18 protein-coding genes are annotated in these 20647 nt (G+C 38.3%); 9 read left to right on the top strand and 9 right to left on the bottom strand.

All coding sequences use genetic code 11. The annotated features are described in order from the left end of the window. Positions 1–9: 9 nt before the first annotated feature. The 6 genes from CLW00_RS07340 to CLW00_RS07315 all read right to left on the bottom strand — a co-directional run bounded on the left by CLW00_RS07340 (position 10) and on the right by CLW00_RS07315 (position 7198). Positions 10–1407 (bottom strand): peptidylprolyl isomerase, encoded by a 1398-nt coding sequence (locus CLW00_RS07340; protein WP_245917190.1) that lies wholly within the window; start codon positions 1405–1407, stop codon positions 10–12. After that, a complete protein-coding gene (locus CLW00_RS07335; protein WP_106133004.1) occupies positions 1400–2299 on the bottom strand; it encodes a peptidylprolyl isomerase in 900 nt (299 codons plus the stop codon). Before CLW00_RS07335 ends, CLW00_RS07340 begins: the two co-directional genes overlap by 8 nt. Continuing rightward, a complete protein-coding gene (locus CLW00_RS07330; RefSeq protein ID WP_106133003.1) occupies positions 2259–4262 on the bottom strand; it encodes a peptidylprolyl isomerase in 2004 nt (667 codons plus the stop codon). The genes CLW00_RS07335 and CLW00_RS07330 overlap by 41 nt, the downstream gene beginning before the upstream one ends. A gap of 99 nt (positions 4263–4361) precedes the next feature. Continuing rightward, positions 4362–4769 (bottom strand): ATP-binding protein, encoded by a 408-nt coding sequence (locus CLW00_RS07325; protein WP_106133002.1) that lies wholly within the window; start codon positions 4767–4769, stop codon positions 4362–4364. After that, positions 4769–5104 carry an STAS domain-containing protein gene (locus CLW00_RS07320; protein WP_106133001.1) on the bottom strand — a complete coding sequence of 112 codons (336 nt, stop codon included), beginning with the start codon at positions 5102–5104 and terminating at the stop codon, positions 4769–4771. Before CLW00_RS07320 ends, CLW00_RS07325 begins: the two co-directional genes overlap by 1 nt. 33 nt (positions 5105–5137) lie before the next feature. After that, a complete protein-coding gene (locus CLW00_RS07315; RefSeq protein WP_106133000.1) occupies positions 5138–7198 on the bottom strand; it encodes a PP2C family protein-serine/threonine phosphatase in 2061 nt (686 codons plus the stop codon). 101 nt (positions 7199–7299) lie between these two features. On the opposite strand from CLW00_RS07315, the gene CLW00_RS07310 reads away from it, so the two are divergent. Next, positions 7300–8016, top strand: coding sequence for a DUF4197 domain-containing protein (locus CLW00_RS07310; RefSeq protein ID WP_106132999.1), 717 nt, complete (start codon positions 7300–7302; stop codon positions 8014–8016). Here the strand turns inward: CLW00_RS07310 and CLW00_RS07305 are convergent, their stop codons facing one another. Further along, positions 8017–8334 (bottom strand): DciA family protein, encoded by a 318-nt coding sequence (locus tag CLW00_RS07305; protein WP_106132998.1) that lies wholly within the window; start codon positions 8332–8334, stop codon positions 8017–8019. Between the two features lie 18 nt (positions 8335–8352). Next, positions 8353–9480, bottom strand: a complete 1128-nt coding sequence (hemW, locus tag CLW00_RS07300) for a radical SAM family heme chaperone HemW (RefSeq protein WP_106132997.1) — start codon at positions 9478–9480, stop codon at positions 8353–8355. A 47-nt stretch (positions 9481–9527) separates the two neighbouring features. Here hemW and CLW00_RS07295 point away from each other — a divergent pair, with 47 nt between their 5' ends. From CLW00_RS07295 to porN, 8 genes are all read left to right on the top strand, one after another. Continuing rightward, positions 9528–11243 carry a BamA/TamA family outer membrane protein gene (locus tag CLW00_RS07295; protein WP_106132996.1) on the top strand — a complete coding sequence of 572 codons (1716 nt, stop codon included), beginning with the start codon at positions 9528–9530 and terminating at the stop codon, positions 11241–11243. Between the two features lie 3 nt (positions 11244–11246). Continuing rightward, on the top strand, positions 11247–12362 hold the full coding sequence (locus CLW00_RS07290) for a DUF4271 domain-containing protein (protein ID WP_106132995.1): 1116 nt from the start codon (positions 11247–11249) through the stop codon (positions 12360–12362). 38 nt (positions 12363–12400) lie between these two features. Beyond that, the gene (locus CLW00_RS07285) at positions 12401–13180 is read left to right on the top strand and encodes a uroporphyrinogen-III synthase (protein ID WP_106132994.1); all 780 of its coding nucleotides are present in this window, start codon (positions 12401–12403) and stop codon (positions 13178–13180) included. 66 nt (positions 13181–13246) lie between these two features. Next, positions 13247–14224 carry a PorP/SprF family type IX secretion system membrane protein gene (locus CLW00_RS07280; protein WP_106132993.1) on the top strand — a complete coding sequence of 326 codons (978 nt, stop codon included), beginning with the start codon at positions 13247–13249 and terminating at the stop codon, positions 14222–14224. Positions 14225–14341: 117 nt separating this feature from the next. Further along, a complete protein-coding gene (gene porK, locus CLW00_RS07275) occupies positions 14342–15436 on the top strand; it encodes a T9SS ring complex lipoprotein PorK/GldK (RefSeq protein WP_106132992.1) in 1095 nt (364 codons plus the stop codon). A 54-nt stretch (positions 15437–15490) separates the two neighbouring features. Further along, the gene (gene porL / locus CLW00_RS07270; RefSeq protein ID WP_106132991.1) at positions 15491–16288 is read left to right on the top strand and encodes a type IX secretion system motor protein PorL/GldL; all 798 of its coding nucleotides are present in this window, start codon (positions 15491–15493) and stop codon (positions 16286–16288) included. Positions 16289–16327: 39 nt separating this feature from the next. Further along, the gene (gene porM, locus CLW00_RS07265) at positions 16328–17929 is read left to right on the top strand and encodes a type IX secretion system motor protein PorM/GldM (protein WP_106132990.1); all 1602 of its coding nucleotides are present in this window, start codon (positions 16328–16330) and stop codon (positions 17927–17929) included. A gap of 44 nt (positions 17930–17973) precedes the next feature. After that, entirely contained in the window at positions 17974–18786 is an 813-nt protein-coding gene (gene porN / locus CLW00_RS07260) for a type IX secretion system ring subunit PorN/GldN (RefSeq protein ID WP_106132989.1), read from the top strand. Between the two features lie 26 nt (positions 18787–18812). On the opposite strand, the gene uvrC is transcribed toward porN, so the two are convergent. After that, positions 18813–20618, bottom strand: a complete 1806-nt coding sequence (gene uvrC, locus CLW00_RS07255; protein WP_106132988.1) for an excinuclease ABC subunit UvrC — start codon at positions 20616–20618, stop codon at positions 18813–18815. Positions 20619–20647 lie beyond the last annotated feature (29 nt).

Below are 20647 nucleotides of genomic sequence, written 5' to 3'. Positions count from 1 at the left end.
GGTTTTTTTTTAATCCTTCAAAACCTCACATCGGTCGTAGGATGGATCAATATCTATAAAAACATCCTCCTTTGCACCTACGAACCATCTGCTCAGGATATCGTCTTCTTTCTTTCTACGGGTTGCAGCTTTTAATTTTTCAAAATCATCCTCCATATTGGCCCTATGTGCCGGATACCTTTCTTTGTAGAAGAGAATCCTTACTTTGGTACCCTCACGTTCATCTTCAAATCTCATAGGAGTAGTAATTGAACCTACCTTCATGGAATCAAGGGTGAAGTATAATACAGGATCTTCCAATGTTCTTAGGGTAAGTCTATTGGATTGATTTTGAGGATCAGAGAAGAAGCCTCCATTATCTGAAGTTGGTCTGTCATCAGAATGGTTTTTGGCAGCTTTGGAAAACTCTATTTTTTCTTCTATGATTTGTTGCCTCAAACTATCGAGGTACCTTTCTGCTTTTTTGATATCATCTTCTGATGGTAGTGGGCGAAGCAGGATATGCCTTGAATTATAAGTATTTCCTCTTCTTTCAAGCAGTTGAATCATGTGGAATCCAAATTGTGTCTCAATCGGTTCACTGATTTCCCCTGGTCTTAGTCCCAAGGCTGTAGCTTCGTATTCAGGTGCCAATTCGCCTCTTCTGAAGAATCCTAATTCACCACCTTGCATAGCGGACCCTGGATCTTGTGAGTGGTTGGTGGCTAGCGTTTGAAAATCAGACTCTCCAGAATCAATTTTCCGCTTATACTCTCTCATCTCTGCGATGATATCATTTTTTACACTTTGAGAAACATCAGGTTTTTTGACGATTTGACCTACAGTTACCTCGGCTGAGAAAAATGGCAGGGAGTCTCTAGGAATGCTGTTGTAGAATTTTCTCACCTCGGCTGGAGACACTGTCAATCCATCCGTGATTCTCTGCTGCATCTTCTGTACAATAAGCTGTTCTCTCAACTGATCTTCGATTTCAGATTTAAGTTGATCCGCTGTTTTACCATATATCTCAGCGAGTAATTCTTCATCACCGCCAAACTGCTGCATGACCATAGTTAGCCTTTGGTCTGCTTGAAAAACAACCTCTGCATCTGTCACCTGAATGGAGTCAATTTCTGCCTTGGCAACCATCAGCTTGTTGATAAGCAGAGATTCGAAGACATCACAGCGGGATGGTGGATCAAAATCTTGCTGTGATTGGGCAATAGCTTCAAGATAAGCTTGCTGAACATCAGATTCCAACAAAATGTAGTTATTGACCTTGGCTACAATTTTGTCAAGTACCTGCCCTGAAGTAGGTGTGGCATTTGCTGGTTTTTGTTCTTCCTCAGCTTCTACTGTCTGGGCCTTTGCTGAATTGATCACCACAAGAGAGACAATTGATAAGATCAGGTATTTTAAGCTACTCATATATTTTAAACTCATTATTTTCAAGTGCACGGTTGTATATTTCTTTTTGAAATTGTTCTATTAGACCAACTCTTTTTTTATTTACTAGAATCTTGGAAATTTCTTCTTTGACAAATTCTACAGGAGGTATTTGGTCTTGCAATTTATATTCCAAAATCCGGAAGTAATATTTATATCTATCATCTTCCACGTTGATCACTGAATTACTTTTAATCAATCCCACTTTATTGGGATGATCAGCCAAAGGAGTATTTAGAATGATGTCCTCAAATCTAATCCAGGTAGAATCTTCCAAGAAGTAGTTGTTGGCATATTTTAATGCAATTTCATTGATCGCATCACTTTGGCTTCCTTCAGGTCTTGGCAATAATCTCTCCAGATTTCTGTTTTGGTTACTGCTTTTATCCATTTTTAAGAAATTACACCTTACTATGATTTCCTTTAGGCTAAAGTTCTCCTGATTTTGCTTGTAGTAAGCTTCTATCTCCTGATTGGAGATACTTTCATCAAGGTTTTCTTCCAAAAAGGCTTTTTCAAACTCATATACCATTAAGGTGTATTTGTAGTCAAGCAATTTCCTGTTGATTTCAGCTTCATCAAAGGCCATTGACTTGGTGGCCTCCCGTATCATCAGCTGTTTCCTGACCCAAGACTGCACATACCTGTTGATCATGGCTGTGCTGTCAGAAGAATTCATGCCTATTGTAGATACCAGCTTCAACTCAGATTGCCTCAATTCACTGCCATTGACTTCAGCTACTATTGGATTGTCATCGTCATCTTCTTCGGTGGACCTAAACTCGAAAAGGTCACAGGAAGAAATTATAAATAGAAATCCAAGAACACTTAATTTAGTCAGCGACCACTCTATCGTAGATCTTCTTTTTTTCATCCTCGTTGATTTGGACCTGATAGCTTTCTCGAAGAGATGCTACCATCTGCTTATCCAAGAATTCTTGATAATCCTGTATTACTTTACCTCGTGTTTCGTCAAACTCTTTATTCCCTTTTGGAATTCTTTGTCCTATGATGACAAATGTTGTTTTGTTATTAATTTTCAATTCTTGAAAATTCTTAGAAAGATCTGCTTTGCTCAAAATGGGATGAGATTCTATTTCGAAGGAATTTTCATCCATTGTAAAGGCCAGGGGATTGTCTAAAAGGAAAGTGTTTTCCAATCGGTCTGCTAAATCTTTTTTATACACTTTGCCAGTCAAAAACCTTCTGACCGAATTTGTATATTCTTCTACACCCATATTGACAATTATGGCTTCTACTCTATCTTTCCATTGGTATTTATCTTTGTTGTCTTCATAAAATTGGAGCTGACCATCTTCATCTTGCAGTGCTTTTTGCCATACCTTTTCATTCATCAATGAAAACAATAAAATCCCGTCTCTATATTCTTGCAAGAGCATTTTATACTCTTCATTATTTTCAGCAAGGTCTTTCTCCTCTGTTTTATTCAAAGAGACTTCTACAAACTTGTCATATGAAGAACTAAAATCATTCACTGAGCCTGGCCTGGTTTGTATCCTTTCAGTCTGAAGGAATTCCATAAAGTCGGCTACTGATTTGGAATCCAAATTGGTATGGAATAATAAGCTGTCGGAAAGGTTGGCCGCTTCAATTTTTTCCCTGGCATTCCTGAGGTCTGCATCCACTATCGTCCGCACTTCATCGATTATATTTTCATTCTCAGCAAAGCTGTACCTTGATTTTTGCATAGCCGTCACCTGAGATTGGATAAGGGAGGAACGGCTGTCCCTCAATATCCTGGACTTGATCTGAGGCTCCATTTCTTCAAAGCTTGCTATGGGTTTTCTTTCTTCAAGTCGGATGATGTGATAGCCATAGGGAGTCTTTACAGGACTTGAAATCTCCCCAATTTCAGAAAGTCCGAATGCAGCTCTTTCAAACTCAGGAATCACTGATCCAAGACCTATCCATGGAAGTTTGCCTCCGGAATTTTTGCTTCCTAGGTCTTCAGAGTACATCTCACAAACTTCTTCCCAAAGGCTCTCTGGCTTTTGAAGTTCTGCGTAGATGTCACCGACTTTTCTAAGCGCCCTTTCTTCCGAAACAGGATCTCCTTGTTGGCTTCTGACCAAAATATGTGAAACGCGGATTTCACCGGGATTAGGTTTTCTGTCTTCTAATTTGATGATATGGTATCCAAAATTGGTCAAAACAGGATCTGAAATTTCTCCTATATCAAGTGAATAAGCGGCATCCTCAAACTGATGAACCATCTGAAGCGAAGTGAAATAGCCCAAACTTCCTCCATTGTCTTTGGCTGAAGGGTCGTCAGAATGCTCAAAAGCAAGCTGATTGAAATCGGCGCCTTGTTCGGCATCTGCCTTTAGTTTGAGAGCCATTCTTAACACCGCCACACTGTCTTCTCTACTTGCATTAGCTGGAAATTGGAGTAGGATATGGCTGGCTTTGATGGTTTCATTCATCCTATTGTAGGCCTTTTGCAATTCTCCTTCCTGAAGTGAGTTTTGAATCAAATAAGGCTTGATCAGATCTTGCTTAAACATATCAAACTCCTTGCGGAAGTCTTCTAAAGTGTCTAGGCCGATTTTTTCTGCTTCTTTGACTTTAAGTTTGTAATTGACAAAAAGATTGAAATTCTCCTCTAGTTCTTCGGGAGACAATTTTTTATCATTTTCCTGAAACTCTCTGTTTTTGGACAAGAGATATAAAAATTCCTCAGGATAAATTTCTTCCCCATCAATAGTGAGGAGTTCTTGTCGTTTTTCTTCCTGACTTTCTTCCTTTACAACAGTAGCCTTAGGGCTACAAGAGAAGGCAACAAATAAAATAGAATACCAGAAGTATTTTTGATTCATAAAATGCGACATACCAAATTCCTACTGCAATGTTACAAATTTATATGAAGAATAATGGGCAAAAGCGCACATTCAACTAATAATTAACAATTATTTGGATTAGAGATTCTTAAACAATCTGCAGATGTTTTTGGTGCCGTTGGACTCAAATTCAATTTTGTCCATGATTTTTTTGACTAACATGATGCCCAATCCGCCTTTTCTTTTGGTTTTCAAAACCTGGTCTATATTGGGTTCCTGATACTCAAGTATGTTGAAGCCTCTTCCATAATCTTTGATTTCGATTACTATGGAGCCATTTTTCCTCATAACATTGAGTTCAATAAATTCAGTGGGATTACATTCGTGACTGTGGATGATGAGGTTGGCGCATACTTCTTCTACCGCCAGAATGACCTGCATGCTTTCAATTTCAGACATTGTGGTGCCACTAAGTTTTCCATTTAGGAATTGCCTTAAATTGACCAATTGATCTGTATTACAATATAGCCTTAGCTTTTGATCCATTATATTTCCTCTAACGCCTCTTCCTTCGTGTTTTTAATATTCATCAGTTTGTCTAACCCCAATATCACAAAGACCTGATAAACTTTTTCCTTCAAGCCGAAAATGACCATTTTGATGTTTTTTTCATGGAAATCTTCCAAATACGACATGAATACCCCAAGCCCTGCAGAGGATATGTATTCCAGGCTTGAAGCATCAACCAAAATCCCTGTTTCCCCTGCTTCCAATAATTGCTGGATACTACTGTCTAATTCCACCGAATTGCTGGCATCCACTTCCCCCTCCAATTGCAAGATTGAATATTTTTCTTCTTTGATTGTTTTGATTTCCAGCATGTCTGAATATACGCTTTATAATTCCTTTGGTTCTTATTGAAATTTGATGACTACCATTGAGTAATCATCGTCAATGACTACGTTTTTACCGATGAAATTGTAGACTTCCTCGATTATCTTTTCGTGAATTTGACTTGGGGATAGATTACAATTGGATTTGAGGACCATTTTTAACCTTTCATAACCAAACTCAGTTCCTGCCTCGTTTTTTGCTTCGATTACTCCATCAGTGAAAAGCAACATGGCATCCCCCGCTTCGAAGTTGAAAGTTTTTTCGTGCACATATTTGTCAAACATGCTGTTTCTCAGAATTCCAAGTCCCATTCCATCTATACTTAAATACTCGCATTCTTGTGTAGAGTGACTAAAGTAGAGTGTAGGGCAATGTCCAGCCCTGCTATATGTGACCGTCTTCAGTTCAGTATCGATAATGTAAAAGGAGCTGGTGATAAAGTGGTTTTTTTCAAGACAAAGACCAAGTGCGACATTGGCTTTCTTGATAAATTCTGATGGGCTTGGGCTAAGCTGTACAAGACTGTGAAATATACCTTTCATCTGAGACATATTGAAAGCCGCCGAGGTGCCTTTGCCGGACACGTCCCCTATGATTACAGCAAACTTACGTGGACCAATAGGATAAGTTTCATAATAGTCTCCTCCGACTTCATCGGCAGCTACGGAAAATGCCGCAATGTCGAAGGATTCATCACGATGCAGTTCTTTAGGCAAGAGACTCCTCTGTACCCTCTGTGCAATTTTGAGTTCCTCTTTGTATCGCTCATTTTTGATGGCCTCGTTCAAAAGCCTATAATTTTCTACCGAGATACAGGCCTGTCCTACAAACGTGGAAATGATATTGATCATTTCCTTGTTGAAACCATCTTTGACTTCTTTGACCAAATATAAGCGGCCCATGGTGTTTTGATTGATTACAAGAGGAATGACCAAAGCTGATTTGTAAGGAGCTAAGTCAATTTTTCCTTGGAAAACTTTGTTTTCATTTCCTGATTTGTCCCAATCAAAATTACTGAAAGGCTTCATGGCATTGATATGCCGGTAAAGTTGAAATGTGGTATCTTTTTCTATAAACCTCTCATGAAGGAAAATAGTCTGATCCTCCTGGTCTTTGACTTCCAACCACCCAGCATCGGCATAGGCAGCACTCATGCTTGAATCAATGAGGATATCCAAAACCTGATTTTCGTTTTGTCCGGGCTTGATAGATTGACTGAGCCTCTGGAAATTGATGGCTTCTATCAGTTTTTGTTCAAAAACCGAAGAAGTAGGAAGGTTGAATAATGTTACCAAAAAGCTGAAGAGTGTGTAAAAAAACACGAATGTGAAAAGCCCAATCAAAAACAGGTTATCTGTAAGATTAACAATGATCAAGTCACTTTCACTGTAAGTCAGGACTTGCCCAAACAGATAAGTAACAGAAAAAAGAATGATAACCAGGAAAAGGATTGACTTCCACTTTTCTTTGAAAGTAAGGTAGGGAATCCATTTAAGGTTGATTGACAGTGATATTGAGAAAATCGTGATTATTACAAGGCCGAACAGGAAACTGTAATCGAGTGAGTTTTTATTGAAAAAAATAAAAAACATACTCACCATCAGTAAAATTTCAAAGAGTTGCCACTGTTTGACTATGTTTTTGGTCCTTTGATAAAGGATGAGGTGTTTCCAAAGTAAACTGCAGGAAATCAAGAAGAGCGTTATCAAAGCAAATGTGACATGGTAGAAAAAGTTTTTGAGTAGGATATCACTTGCGAGCTTTGAGTCACCAAGCATGGTATAAAAGAGTCCTATAAAAATGGATACGCCAGATGCAACCAATCCCGTAGAAGCACCTCTCCAGATGAGGTTAAGGAAATCATTATCCTCATTTCTGGAAATGTTATAGTTGTAAAAAATGTAAACCGTAATGAAGAAAATAATTTCCAGAATGAAGGAAACCTCAGGCATCACACCTGATTCCATTTGATTGACTATCCCAAAAATCCTGGTGATATCAACAAAAAGTAAGGCCAGCCAGGTCAGTATAGCGACCAATAGACTAACTTTTCCGATATTTGGGTTTGGGATTTTGATCATTAGGCAGAATGAATCGCAATATTACCAAAACTAACTTAATTAACCTGCTAGCGTTTATCTCTTACATTACTAATTATTGTTAATATCTTAAAAAAATCTTTATGCGTTTATATTACAGTTCATTTTTCCTTTGCTGTTTGTTTTTGTTAAGCTGTTCTTCCGCTGATATCAATAGAATTTTACAAGCTGCCGGTGGCTCTGCACCACTGACTCAGGAAGAGGTTTCTCAAGGTTTGAAAGAAGCTTTGATCCAAGGAATAAGTAAAGGGGCGGATCAGGCATCTGAAACGGATGGATTTTTTGGGAATGATATGATCAGGATACTTTTACCCGAAGATGCGAGGAGAGTGGAAAACACTTTGAGACAGATTGGACTTGGATCAGAAGTAGACAGGGCGCTTCTTGCGATAAATAGAGGTGCCGAAAGTGCTGCAAAAGAAGCAAAACCTATTTTTATCAATGCAATTAGACAACTTACCATCCAAGATGCTTTTAACTTGCTTCAAGGAGATCAGGATGCAGCGACTACTTTTTTGAGGAGAACTACAGAAGACCAATTGATAGCCCTTTTTCAACCCAAAATTGAAGAATCTCTCAATCAGGTTGGTGCTACACGATTCTACGGAGATATTGCAAACACTTACAATGCTATCCCATTGACAAATAGAAGTATAGATCCAGACCTGAATGCCTATGTTACAGACAAGGCTATTGATGGTCTGTTCAAATTGATCGAGGAGGAAGAAAAAAACATCAGAGAAAACCCATTGCAAAGAACATCTGCACTGATGAGAAGGGTGTTTGCTGCGCAGGATTGATTACAAAAAGACGATTTCCTCAATGATGGCAGAGCCGAATTTATCTTGGATGATTCCCATGACCTTGGTTCTGTTCATGGAGAGCTCTTTTTTGATAGGACCGGAAGTGATTTTTACAAAAAGCTTCTTGTCCTTGATGTAGAGCGAACTAGTTCGTGAAGCTACAGTTTTGCCCATTAGTTCAGGCCAGGATTGAATTAGGTGCTTTTCTTCGTAAGTGTCTTTGAGTCTGTAAGCTCTAAGCAAATCTTCAAAAGCCTCACTCAAGGGCGTGGCTTCTTTTTTACGCTTACTGAAGTCTCTGTACTTATCCTGCATGGTTCAAAGGTAGTCAATTCAATCAATAAATAAGGAAGCGGCAATTCCATCGGCTAGGATTTTGCCCTTTTTGCTCAAAGTAATTTTGTCCTCAGTTATGGCAATCAAACCCTCTTTCTGGAGGCCAAGCAGAATTGTTTCTTGGCGGGAAAGTAAATCTACACCAAACTTCTCTTTGAGGTAATTCAGGTCTGTGCCCCAAATAGTTCGCAAGGAAGTGAGTATGTATTCATTGCAGCTGTCGGACTGTTCCATCGGTTCAATTTCAAATGGGAGTTCACCCAGCTGCAGTTTTTTAATGTAAAGGTTGTTGTTGGCAATGTTGGCTCCACGTGAGTTCCCATCATAGGAGTGGGCACCTGGACCTACACCAAGATAGGGGATGTTTTTCCAATAACTTGAATTGTGTAAGGCAAAATGCCCTTCCTTTCCAAAATTGGAAATTTCATATTGGACATATCCTGCCTTCTCACTTTCCTCTACCAATAGCTCAAACTGTTCGGCCACAAAATCTTCGCTTGCCTCCTGAAACTTCCCTTTTTTGCTCCAATTGCCCAAGGCTGTCTTTGGTTCAATTGTCAATGCATAACTGCTGATGTGTCCCGGGTCAAGACTTAAGGCTGTTAGCAAGTCCTTTTGCCAAATACTATGATCATGATGCGGATAGCCATAGATTAAGTCTACGGATAGTTTCTCAAAACCGGCCGATTTGGCCAGGTCAATTGCTATTAAAGACTCTTTTGCAGAGTGCGCTCTATTATAAAATTCCAGGACCTGCTGGTCGAAACTCTGAATCCCAATACTCAACCTGTTGAATCCTAATTTTTTGAATCCTTTGAGTTTTTCAGTGTTAAGGTCATCAGGATTGGCCTCAAGGGTAAGTTCTTTGATATCCAATCTATAATTAGAATAGATTGCATTGAGGATTAAATCAAGGTGATGGGTCTGAAGAATAGAAGGTGTTCCACCACCAAAATAAATGCTTTCGATAGGTGAGTTGTCCTTGAAAAAGGTTTTTCTTAGCGCTATTTCTTCGCATAACATCCTTACCATCGTGTCCATTTGGGTCAGGTTGGTGCTAAAATGGAAATCACAATAGTGACAAGCCTGTTTACAGAAAGGAATATGGATATAGATACCAGACAAATTTTATACTTTAGCCTACAAATATACAGGAAACTCCTTAGCCCGACTTGAAATTAATCCTAACGTCAATATTGATTTTGCTACAAGTTCAGTTGATTGCGCAGCAGCAGTTGTGGATGAAGTATGAGATTGCAGGAGATATCAGCCAAAGGGATACCGTAAAGTTAGGAAGTGAAGCTGAACTCAGGGAGTTTAAGAGTGGGTTGCTTTCAGAGTTACATCAGAGAGGTTACTTGATCCCGTTAATTTCAGAAGTGCCAGTCGGGGAGGATTCTTTGTTTTTGTCGATAGAAACTGGAGAAAAGTATGAATGGTATAGTTTAGGTCTGGGTAATTTACCGGAATCAATATTGATTAAGTCAGGGACGGATACAAGGCAGTTTGAAAAGCGAAACTTTAATTACGCAGAGCTTTCAAGAGTATTTGAAAGCATATTGACTGTGTCAGAAAACGAGGGATATCCTTTTGCCTCAGTCAAGTTGGACAGCATAACAGAAGAAAGCAGTAAGATTTCAGCAGCTTTATATTATGATTCGGGACCTTTTATCAGTTTTGATAGCCTCCAAGTCACGGGTGATTCAAAGATCAATAAAAAGTTTTTATCAAAATTTTTACAAATCACACCTGCCAGCCCTTTTTCTCAAAAAAAAATAAATAACAGCCTTCGCCAAATCAATGAATTGCCTTATCTCAAATGGAGTGGGGAACCAGAGTTAAGTTTCCAAAATGAAGAAGCCACTTTATACCTTCCCATAGATGACCGTAAAATCAATTCCATTGATGGGATCATAGGTTTTTTACCCAACGAACTGGAAGGAAGTGGTCTTCTGATTACGGGTCAATTTGACCTATTATTATATAATGTAGCTGGACGAGGCAGGAATTACGAACTCCATTGGCAGAGATTCAACCAATTTTCTCAAAGTCTCCAAGTATCTGCTTTGGAGCCACTACTTCTTGGTTCTAATTTGGATGTACAGGCTTCTTTTTCCCTGCTTAAAGAAGACAGTACTTTTTTGACCCGTGATTTCAGGTTGGATTTTGGGTATAGAATGGATGGCGGTTCTTATCTGCGTTTTTTCACTAGGAGGCAAGCTGGAGATTTGTTGGGCATTTCTGCATCTCCAGATAATTTAAGGTTTCCAGAAGTGGGCGATTTTAGGTTTAACAATTATGGGCTTGGTTTCGATAAATCGTGGCTAGATGATGTGTTTTTTCCCAGGAGAGGTGCTTTGGCCAAACTGGAATTTGCTATAGGAAATAAAAATATACTGGTCAATACGGCTTTACCGGCACAAGTGTATGAAGATTTGAGTTTAAGAAGTCTTCAATATTATTTTAGAGGCTCTTTGGAAAAGCATTTTTACAAAAATATGAATTGGGGACTTTATAGTAGGCTGACAGGAGGATTTATGGAAAACCCCAACTTGTTTGTGAACGATTTATACCGACTTGGAGGTTTGCGGACCATAAGAGGCTTCAATGAGAATTTCTTTTTCGCCAACAATTATGTCTATTTAAATATTGAACCAAGATATTATTTTGATACCTATTCATATTTTATGATTTTTGCCGATGTAGCGAGACTGGAAAATAGGATACAGAATCTACCTGTGGATTTCCCTTATGCCGTCGGCTTGGGTTTCAGTCTTGAAACTGGAAACGGGATCTTTAATTTTATTTATGCCTTAGGTGGTTCAAATGCTCAGGATTTTGCATTGAATCTGTCTAAGATTCATTTTGGTTATACTGGCAGGTTTTAAATTATGGGAAAAAAGCTCAGCATTCTAAGCACATTGATTTTTTTTATTCTGACCTCATCATTATCTGCTCAGATTATAGAGAACTATGATTCGAAGTTAAGAGGAAGTCATCAGAGAGGTTGGTTGGGTTCCAGTTACACCTCACAAGTCACCCTTGACTTAGCAACATTTCCAAAAAGCAATTTCAAGTTTGACATTCCAGGAGGGACTACCATATTTATGAATGAAAAACTTTGGTTCCATACGATGGAAGATACTTTGTTGACGATAGGTATTGACAGGCTCAAGGGTCTTTTCGTAAGCGGAAGCAACTACAATGTAGAATTTACAGCTCTTAATGATAGCAACAGGTTATCTGATCTTTCTGTGAAAAAAGGTTATTTCAGCAATCAGCGGATATCCGAAGAATTGCCTTTTTTGGGAGAATTTGATTTAGGGAAAAGGAAACTTTCTTCCTTTAGCGACTTTTATTTGAGCGGGCTTGTGATAATATTATTGCTGGCATCCATTTTCAAAGGGATTTTTCCTGTGGTATTAGAATACTTTGTAACTCCCAAAAAGCTGATCACTGCTGAGGACTTCTCTGAGGCTGGAATATTTCAAAAGTTTTTTTCTTTAGACGTGATTTTTTATCTATTGATGATGAGTATGCTGCTGATGCTGAATATCATGATGGTGGCGTATGTAAATGAAATCCAAATATTAAATGAGATGATGGTAGGAGGTTTGAACAGCCTGTTTTTTAATTGGATGTTAGGGTCAGTAATATTGGTTTTCTTGTTTATTTTGAAATTTATAGTGCTTAAAATACTTGTAGCAGTATTTGATTTGGGGAAATACGAATTTTCACATTTCTTTTATTTGTTGAGGTTACTTTCTATTTCTTTGTTCCTAATTACTCTTGCGATCACCTATTTTTATCTTAATGATCAGGCAGCTATTGGAGAGGTAGTTACAGTTGCACTATGGTCTTTCTTTTGGGTCTACCTCATAGGGGTCACCTACCTGTTTATAATTTTGGTAAATCGAGTGCCCTTTAAAAATTACCATTTATTTGCTTACATTTGCACCGCAGAACTGATTCCGTTTCTGATTATTTCCAAAATGATCATAGGATAGTCAAGTAAGTAAAAAATTTTAAGGAGAAGATTAAGAATATGAGTAAAGGTACCAAAGACAGGCTTAATCCGGTTAAAAGTATTCTGGTTTCCCAGCCAAAACCCAACGATCCAAATTCACCCTATTTTCAACTTGCTGAGAAGTACAATTTAAAGATTGACTTCCGACAATTTATAGAAGTGCAGGCGGTATCTATCAAGGAATTCAGGAAGCAGAAAATTGATATTCTAAAGCATACTGCTGTGGTATTTACAAGCAGAAATGCCATTGATCATTTTTTTACAATTTGTAAGGAATTGAAAATAGAAATGCCTGCTGATATGAAGTATTTCTGTATTTCTGATCAAACGGCTCATTATCTTCAAAAATATATTGTCATCAGAAAAAGAAAACTTTTTGTAGGTCAAAAGACTGCATCAGACTTATTTGATTATTTCAAAAAGCATAAATCTGAAAAGTATCTCTTTCCATGCTCGGATATCAGGAAGGATGAAATCCCGAATTATTTCACAAAATCCAATATCGAATTTACTGAGGCTGTCATTTATCATACCGTGGCTGCAGACCTAACTGACCTGAGAGATATCAAATATGATGTTCTGGCATTTTTCAGTCCTTCGGGTATCAAGTCACTCACCCACAATTTCCCTGATTTTAAGCAAAATGAAACCAGAATAGCTGCTTTCGGCCCCACCACAGCGAGTGAAGTGAGAGATCAAGGCCTAATTTTGGATATTGAAGCACCTATGCCTAACGCGCCAAGTATGACTGGAGCATTGGAACTTTATATCAAAAAGGCAAATAATTTAGGAGATTGATAATCTTTTGTGGGCTTTTTCAGTTTTAATATGTAGAATAGGGTTTAATTAAAGAACTTCACTTGCATGGATAAGCTGAAAATTCCAAAAGTCGTCTTATTAGTATTAATTTTTTGCGGAATTTATGAAGTCCCCTCGGCTTTGGGTCAGCAGGATCCTCAGTTCACTCAGTACATGTATAATGGGCTATTTTATAATCCAGCATTTTCAGGAAAAGATGCAGGATATAGATTTACAGCACTTCATCGTACCCAGTGGATGAATTACCAGGGGTCTGGGGGGCAGGCACCTGTTACCCAGCTGATCACCGCAACTGGTTTATTGGAAGATTATAAAATCGGTTATGGCCTGACTTTCATCAATGACAATATTGGTGTTACCAATAATCAAGAAATTAATCTTTCTTTAGCCTATCATAGGAATATGAGAAGAGGTGTGTTGAGCGTTGGGGCTTCAGGAGGTGTTTTTTCCAGTACTTTAAAGTATGATGAGCTCAGAACGGTTAACCCCGACCCAAACCTTCCAGGAGAGGGTAGTGATACCCAGATTAATTTCAACTTTGGGCTAGGAGCTATTTATGACAGAGGCAATTACTACGTAGGTTTGAGCAGTAGACATTTAAATCAACCGGGCTTTGACTTTGGAGTAGATGCTCCCGGTTTTGAAAACCAGCTTAGAAATCATAGTTATTTATTATTTGGTTATAGGATAAAAACTTTTGCAATGTGGGAGTTTGAGCCAAGTTTTTTATTAAAATCTGTCTCCTTCAATAATTTTTCATATGATCTAAGCGTTATAGCGACACATAATCAAAAAATAAGTGGAGGTTTAGCCTATCGTGGAGAAGAATCGGTATCATTATTGTTAGGCTACAGCATCTTAAGGGATAATTCTTTAAGATTAGGATATGCCTTTGATTTGGTGGTTGGTGGGCTCGAAGCCAAATCCCCTACAAGTCATGAGTTTATGCTAACTTATAATCTTGTTCCTTTAAGCAGGGAGTTTGAAAGAGTAATACAGAGAACGCCTAGGTTTAGATTTTAAAAATATTCTAGGAAATATAACAATTAGCTTGTGTTATTCTTATATTTTCCTTTAAATTTCGCTTTCGTAGACAAACAAATATGTGCAGTTATCTACATAACTTAATTAGTGTATTTTATGTATAGTAAAATGAATGCTCGGATTTTCCCCCTTATTACAGCCGTCTTGGTAGCCGGTATGTTACAGGGATGTGGCCTGTTTGGCAAGAGGGGAAGTGCAAGTGAAAAAGACAATCGGAGAGGTGAAGTCACAGGTGTTCCCAAAAGAGCAAACTGGCAGCAAAATTTACCGGTCGATATGGTCGCTATTAAGGCAGGGACTTTTTGGATGGGTCAAGCTGATGAAGATATCGCACATACCCAATCTTCTTTCAACAAACAGATAACAATCTCTGAATTTTATATGGACAAGTATGAAGTGTCCAATAATAAATACAGACAATTTTTGGAAGCGGTAAGACTTGGAGAGTATGATTATGGAACACCCACAACTCTAAAAGAGCCACCTACCTTCAACTTGGATGAAGTCCTTCCAGACACCACTGTATGGTCTACCAGTTTTTCTTACCATTATGGAGATCCACTAATGGAGTTTTATTTTGATCACCCTGCATTTGATAATTATCCTGTCGTAGGTGTAAGTTGGGAACAAGCCCAAATGTACTGTGAATGGAGAACTTACCACATGCGAGCCAATGACAGATCGGATTTTGACATGCCTGGATTCCGTCTTCCATCAGAAGCTGAGTGGGAGTACGCAGCAAAAGGAGGTAAAGATGTAGCCAAATACCCTTGGGGAGGTCCTTACACCAAAAATAAAAGAGGTTGCCTTATGGCCAACTTCAAGCCTGGAAGAGGTAATTATATTGATGATGGATTTGCTTACACAGCACCCGTTGATGTTTTTGCACCTAATGGTTTTGGCCTTTATAATATGGCGGGAAATGTATCCGAATGGGTCATGGATGCCTACAACCCTGTAGCCAGTGCCATTACTTGGGATTTGGATCCAGTTTATAATGATCCAAATGAATCCAGAAAAATTATTAGAGGTGGATCTTGGAAAGATATAGCACATTATCTTGAAACAAGCACCAGAACCTACGAATACCAAGACGTCAAAACTGCACACATAGGTTTCAGGACATCCATGACGTTTATCGGAAGATCAGGCTCAATGGATGTGAATAACAACAGAAGAAGAAGAAGATAAATAAACAACAATCAATTATAACAATTAACACTTAATCGCTCACATTCTATTAAAATGGCAAAGAACAATTCATTCAAATACAAATTTTACGGCGACATCATGCCTAAAATTTATGGTATCGGTGCTTCTATCGTAATCCTGGGTGCTATGTTTAAGATTCTTGACTGGCAAGGAGCCAGTTTGATGATTGGAGTCGGACTAACCACTGAGGCATTAATTTTTTTCCTCTCAGCATTTGAACCAAAACAAGAAGAAATCGACTGGACAAAGGTCTATCCGGAGTTAGCTGGAGCAGAACCTACAGTCAAAAAACCTGCAAAATCCTCTGCAAATGATGGCATCTCTCAGAAATTTGACGAGATGTTGGCAAATGCCAAAATTGGACCTGAATTATTTGACAGTTTAGGCAAAGGAATTCAAAACTTAGCTTCCTCCGCTGAGAAAATGGGTAAAATTTCAGATGCGGCAGTTGCCACAAATGAATATGCTGATAATGTAAAATCAGCTTCTAAAACCCTTGTTGATATCAATCAATCTTATGGTAAGACCGCTGCGGCTCTTACAGAACTATCTTCAGCCTCAGAAGATGCAAAAGCATATCATGGTCAGGTATTGACCGTCACCAAAAATCTTTCTGCCCTTAATAATGTCTATGAAATGGAGCTTCAAGATGCACAAAGCCATGTCAAAACATTGAATAAATTCTATTCAAATGTTACAGTGGCCATGGAAGGACTTGCTGAGGCTGGAAAAGAAACTGAGGCTTTCAAAAATGAATTAGCCAAATTGAATCAAAACGTAAGTTCTTTGAATAAAATCTATGGCGGTATGCTAACAGCCATGAAAGGTTAAGCCAAATTTAAAAAATGTTTAATCTTTTAGAATTGTAAAATGGCAGGAGCTAAAGAGACACCAAGACAACGGATGATTGGTATGATGTACCTTGTATTGACAGCTTTGCTGGCTTTACAGGTAAGTAACCAAATCCTACAAAAATTTGTACTACTTAACGATGGCCTTGAAAGAACGGCAAAGAATTTCATTCAAAAAAATGAATTCACCGTTTCATCCATTGCCAATACGGTAGAACAACAAGGTAATAACGAAAGAGATTTACCAAAAGTAGCTGCATCAAGCGAAGTGCGTAAAGCAAGTGCTGAAGTTTATACTTACTTAGAAGGACTTAAGCAGGAATTGATCACTCAATCTAATGCAAAAGATGATCAAGGTATGTACAGAACATCTAGCTTGAAAAATGTAGATGTACCGGGCCAGATTTTCAATAATCAAGGGAAAGGTCTAGAAATGCAGGAAAGATTAAATTCTTATCCTACTGAAATTACCAGAATATTAGCTGGATTGGGTATTGAACTTCAATTCCAAGACATTGCTAAAGATGCCAAAGACATAGAGATCTTCAAAAATGATTCAGAGGCAAGGAATAAAACCTTCGTCAATTTGAATTTTGTGAAATCTCCAGTGGGTGCAGTAATGGCCTTGATCTCTCAATACCAAAATGAGGTATTGAATATCGAAGGTGAAGCATTATCAGCTATCACAAGTTCTATCGGAACATTCTATTTTAAATCGGATGTATTTAAAGCGAGTGTAGCGGCAAGTTCTAATGTAGTTGCTGCGGGTACTAAGTTTGAAGGTAATTTATTTATTGCATCCTCATCTTCTTCTGCACAGCCAAAGATGACTGTAAATGGAAGAGAAGTACCGGTAGTTGATGGTTTTGGTGAAATCAGTTTCACTGTACCTCCAGCAGGTCAGTATGATGACAGAGGTCTTGCAAGACAAACTTTGAAAGGTGAGATTACTGTAAATATCGCAGGTAAGGATTCTGTCTTGAATGTAGATTATGAATACTTCGTAGCTCAACCTGTTATCAGGGTTACTTCTGAGGTGGTAAATCAGCTTTATGCAGATTGTGCTAATGATTTGACGATTGATGTGCCAGCTCTCGGTAATAATTATGCACCTGACTTTACTGTTACAAATGGTAACATCATAAAAGGTCAAAGACCAGGTCAGGTAACTGTTATTCCTGGAAACTCAGGTAAAGTTGTGATCGGTGTAAGTAGTGGTGGCAATAAAATCGGTAATGTAGATTACGATATCAAACCTGTTCCTGCTCCAACAATCAGGTTGTTTGATGCTCGTGGTGCTATTGATCTAAGTGTGGCTTACCCAGCTCCTGGACCTCAATCATTAATGGTAAGAGCGGTACCGGAGGCCAACTTTGGAAGAACTATGGCAAGAGATGCAAACTTTGAAGTTTCGGCAGGAGAAGTTATCCTTCTAAGAAATGAAGTGCCTCGTGAGAGAGTTCAGATCAGTGGAGAAAATGTTGCGATTAGAAACCTCCTTGCAGCTGCAAGAAGTGGTGACGCCTTGGTGATTAGGGTAACAGAAGTTACCAGAACAAACTTTAGGGGTAATAAGATCAAAAATAACCAACCTGAAATTATCAGGATGGCAATTAAATAAAACCAATTTCGTTATACTGACGGAATTACTAAATAGACTTAGCTATGAAATTAAAAGCTAAACTTATCGGCATATTTACTCTAATTGGAGTTTTCTTTGGACTTGACGTTTTTGCACAAGGTGCTACAAGCGTAAGTCCATCCAATACAGGAGACAGAAGGTTCCAAATGGATACGGTGTATTCTGCAAGACCAATGCGCGAAGATGATAAAATGTATCAAATCGCAGTTTGGAGAAGAATTGACCTAAGGGAAAAATACAATGTGCCTTTGTATGGTTCTGGCGATACCAAAAACAATGGTATTATGAATAATATTTATAAGGCTATTGTAGATGATAATGCTTTCGAAGTTTTTGCTGATGATGAATTTAAGCAACCTCTATCCATTGCTGAATTTCAAGATAATTTCTGGATTTCAGCAAATGGTGACAGTATCTTCGTAAAGCAATTGTATTACCTAGATTTCAGAGAGGATTTTGTATTTGACAAACATCATTCTCAGGCTAAGTTTGATATTAAATATATAGAGCTTGTAATGCCTTCACCGACCAATGCTAACGCAGGTCAAAAAACTATCGGTTTTATCAGGTATAAGGACTTCTACAATCACTTCAAAGATCATCCTGAAGCAAAGTGGCTCAATTACCAAAACACTTCCAAAAACCTTACATACGATCAGGCTTTTGACTTGAGGTTGTTTAGGGCTATAGTCAGAAGGTATACAAATTCAGATGAAGCTTTGATTGCGGATAAAGTGAACCCGGATAATCCAAATGCAGAACTGCAAGCCTTCTTAGATGCACTAGATTTTGAGTACAAGTTACTCGAATACGAGAATGGTCTCTGGGAATGGTAATCATATCTTAATTAAAAAAGCGGGTTTTACCCGCTTTTTTCGTTTTCAAGCCATTCCAAAAGTTTCTTAGTCCTTGCTTCACCTATTAATTCGAGGAACTCCTCTTCCTTAGCTTCTCTGATCTTTTTGATAGACTTGAAGTGCTTAAGTAGTTTTTCAGCTGTTTGTTTACCTATACCTTCTACTTTTGTCAATTCAGTACCAAACGCTTTTTTACTCCTTATGTTCCTATGGAATGTAATTGCAAATCTGTGGGCCTCGTCTCTAATTCTTTGTAACAGTCTCAGGGATTCAGATTTTTTATCAATATGTAATGGGAATTGATCTTCTGGGAAGTAGATTTCTTCCAGTCGCTTAGCAATTCCGATTATAGGGACCTTTCCATATATGCCTAATTCTTTTAATGCTATTACAGATGAAGACAATTGACCTTTACCTCCATCTATTACAATTAGTTTAGGAAGGGGTTTATCCTCTTCCATGAGGCGCTTGTATCTTCTTCCCACCACTTCCGTCATACTGGCAAAGTCATTGGGTCCTTCTACTGTTTTGATATGGTAGTGTCGATATTCTTTAATGGCTGGTTTGCCGTTCAGGAAGCACACCATGCTTGCCACTGGATTTGTACCTTGAATATTAGAGTTATCGAAGCATTCAATATGATCAGGCATATCTTTGAGTGATAAGTCTGACTGTAATTGCTTTAACACCCTGAATTTTTTGTCCTTTACTTCACCTGATGCGAGAAGCTTTTCTTGTTTGTAGTATTTGGCATTTTTAAGAGACAAGTCAATGAGTTTTTTCTTGTCTCCGATTTTGGGTACAGAAATATTCAGTCCTTCATACTCTTCATCCAATGGAATATTGATGATAATCTCAGAAGCATTGCTTTGAAATTGGTCTCTAAGTCTCACAATCGCTGTGAGGAGCAATTCTGATTCGGTTTCGTCCAGTTTCTTTTTAAGTTCTACCGTTTTTGTGATGATTACAGAGCCATTGATGATCTTTAGGAAGTTCACATATGCACACTTCTCATCTGTGACAATGGCGAAGACATCAAGATCCCTTATTGATGGATTGGCAATCAAAGATTTTGCCTGATACTTTTCTAAAAGCTCAAGTTTCTGTTTGAAGTATTGAGCCTTTTCAAATGCAAGTTTTTCAGCTTCTTCCTGCATTTTATCCTTAAAGAAATTCTTGGCCAAAGCTAAATTACCCTTCAGAATGTGTTTGGCTTGCTCAATATCCTTCAAGTAATCTTTTTCCTTTTGGTGCCCTTCACATGGACCTAAGCAGTTGCCAAGATGATATTCTAGGCATACTTTGTATTTTTCTTCCCTGATTTTTTCAGGACTTAAGTCCAGTCTGCATGTGCGAACTGTAAATATCGACCTGATGAGTTCCAAAACATTATTCATAGCTTTGACCGAAGCAAATGGGCCATAGTAGGTGCCTTTTCCAGCCTGCATCCTTCTTGTCGGGTAGATTTGAGGGAAATGCTCATCAGTGACTAGGAGATATGGGTAAGTTTTATCATCCCTTAGTAGAATATTATATTTGGGCTGATTTTGTTTAATTAAATTATTTTCGAGCAGCAAAGCATCAAATTCAGAATTGACTAGTGCAATCTCAATTTTGATGATTTCCTTTACCATCCGCCTGGTTTTGTGGTTCAAGCCTGTTGCCTTCACAAAATATGAAGAGACTCTTTTTTTAAGGCTTTTGGCTTTGCCTACATAAATAAGCTCCCCTGCTTCGTTATAGTATTTATAAACACCCGGTTGGTCTGGTAGATTATGGTGTTCGTTGACTTTGTAAAATGAGGCTTGCATATAAACAAAAATAGAAAAAAACAGCTCCT

It is taken from the genome of Mongoliibacter ruber (assembly GCF_003003005.1).
Classification (GTDB): domain Bacteria; phylum Bacteroidota; class Bacteroidia; order Cytophagales; family Cyclobacteriaceae; genus Mongoliibacter; species Mongoliibacter ruber.
The sequence above is the reverse complement of the archived record's forward strand: the minus strand, read 5'-3'. Positions and strand labels throughout refer to the sequence as shown.

Coding starts and splice junctions, on each gene's coding strand:
- CLW00_RS07340 (WP_245917190.1), bottom strand. CDS start 1,407: ATGAGTAGCTTAAAATACCTGATCTTATCAATTGTCTCTCTTGTGGTG.
- CLW00_RS07335 (WP_106133004.1), bottom strand. CDS start 2,299: ATGAAAAAAAGAAGATCTACGATAGAGTGGTCGCTGACTAAATTAAGT.
- CLW00_RS07330 (WP_106133003.1), bottom strand. CDS start 4,262: ATGAATCAAAAATACTTCTGGTATTCTATTTTATTTGTTGCCTTCTCT.
- CLW00_RS07325 (WP_106133002.1), bottom strand. CDS start 4,769: ATGGATCAAAAGCTAAGGCTATATTGTAATACAGATCAATTGGTCAAT.
- CLW00_RS07320 (WP_106133001.1), bottom strand. CDS start 5,104: ATGCTGGAAATCAAAACAATCAAAGAAGAAAAATATTCAATCTTGCAA.
- CLW00_RS07315 (WP_106133000.1), bottom strand. CDS start 7,198: ATGATCAAAATCCCAAACCCAAATATCGGAAAAGTTAGTCTATTGGTC.
- CLW00_RS07310 (WP_106132999.1), top strand. CDS start 7,300: ATGCGTTTATATTACAGTTCATTTTTCCTTTGCTGTTTGTTTTTGTTA.
- CLW00_RS07305 (WP_106132998.1), bottom strand. CDS start 8,334: ATGCAGGATAAGTACAGAGACTTCAGTAAGCGTAAAAAAGAAGCCACG.
- CLW00_RS07290 (WP_106132995.1), top strand. CDS start 11,247: ATGGGAAAAAAGCTCAGCATTCTAAGCACATTGATTTTTTTTATTCTG.
- CLW00_RS07285 (WP_106132994.1), top strand. CDS start 12,401: ATGAGTAAAGGTACCAAAGACAGGCTTAATCCGGTTAAAAGTATTCTG.
- CLW00_RS07280 (WP_106132993.1), top strand. CDS start 13,247: ATGGATAAGCTGAAAATTCCAAAAGTCGTCTTATTAGTATTAATTTTT.
- porK (WP_106132992.1), top strand. CDS start 14,342: ATGTATAGTAAAATGAATGCTCGGATTTTCCCCCTTATTACAGCCGTC.
- porL (WP_106132991.1), top strand. CDS start 15,491: ATGGCAAAGAACAATTCATTCAAATACAAATTTTACGGCGACATCATG.
- porM (WP_106132990.1), top strand. CDS start 16,328: ATGGCAGGAGCTAAAGAGACACCAAGACAACGGATGATTGGTATGATG.
- porN (WP_106132989.1), top strand. CDS start 17,974: ATGAAATTAAAAGCTAAACTTATCGGCATATTTACTCTAATTGGAGTT.
- uvrC (WP_106132988.1), bottom strand. CDS start 20,618: ATGCAAGCCTCATTTTACAAAGTCAACGAACACCATAATCTACCAGAC.